Here is a 790-nt window from a genome sequence, read left to right on the forward strand (position 1 = left end):
ACCCGACAAGGAATTTCGCTACCTTAGGACCGTTATAGTTACGGCCGCCGTTTACTGGGACTTCAATCAAGAGCTTGCACCCCATCATTTAATCTTCCAGCACCGGGCAGGCGTCAGACTGTATACGTCGCCTTACGGCTTCGCAGAGCCCTGTGTTTTAAGTAAACAGTCGCCACCCCCTAGTTTGTGCCCCCCACCTTCACTTGCGTAAAAGTGGGGCCTCCTTCTCGCGAACTTACGGGAGCATTTTGCCGAGTTCCTTTGATGTGGTTCTCTCAAGCGCCTTGGTATTCTCTACCAGTCCACCTGTGTCGGTTTAGGGTACGGTCTTGTGGAGGGCTATTTCCAGGAACCTCTAAGCGGCCCTTCCAATCCGATAAGGAAGAACAACCGTCGAGATCCGTCACTTCCTTCTGGCCACGGAATATTAACCGTGTTCCCATCGACTACGCCTTTCGGCCTCGCCTTAGGGGCCGGCTTACCCTGCTCAGATTAGCTTTAAGCAGGAACCCTTGGACTTTCGGCGAGGGGGTCTCTCACCCCCTTTGTCGCTACTCATGTCAACATTCTCGCTTCTGATCTCTCCACCAGTTGCCTTACGGCCTGGCTTCACAGAAAGAACATTGTCTCCGTAACACCCGCCCCATTGCTGGTTTGGCGTTAAAGAGACAGCGTTCTATATCACAGAACGCTCCGCTACCACGCATATTGCTATGCATCCTGAGCTTCGGCTCGTGGCTTGAGCCCCGTTACATCTTCGCCGCAGGACAGCTTGTCTAGACCAGTGAGC

The 790-nt window shown here is 53.5% G+C and carries 1 rRNA gene; it reads right to left on the reverse strand.

The annotated features are described in order from the left end of the window. Positions 1–790, reverse strand: a 23S ribosomal RNA gene (locus tag ACK4IR_RS12340); the annotation flags it as partial.

The sequence above is a fragment of the Thermosynechococcus sp. genome (genome assembly GCF_046299635.1).
GTDB lineage: Bacteria > Cyanobacteriota > Cyanobacteriia > Thermosynechococcales > Thermosynechococcaceae > Thermosynechococcus.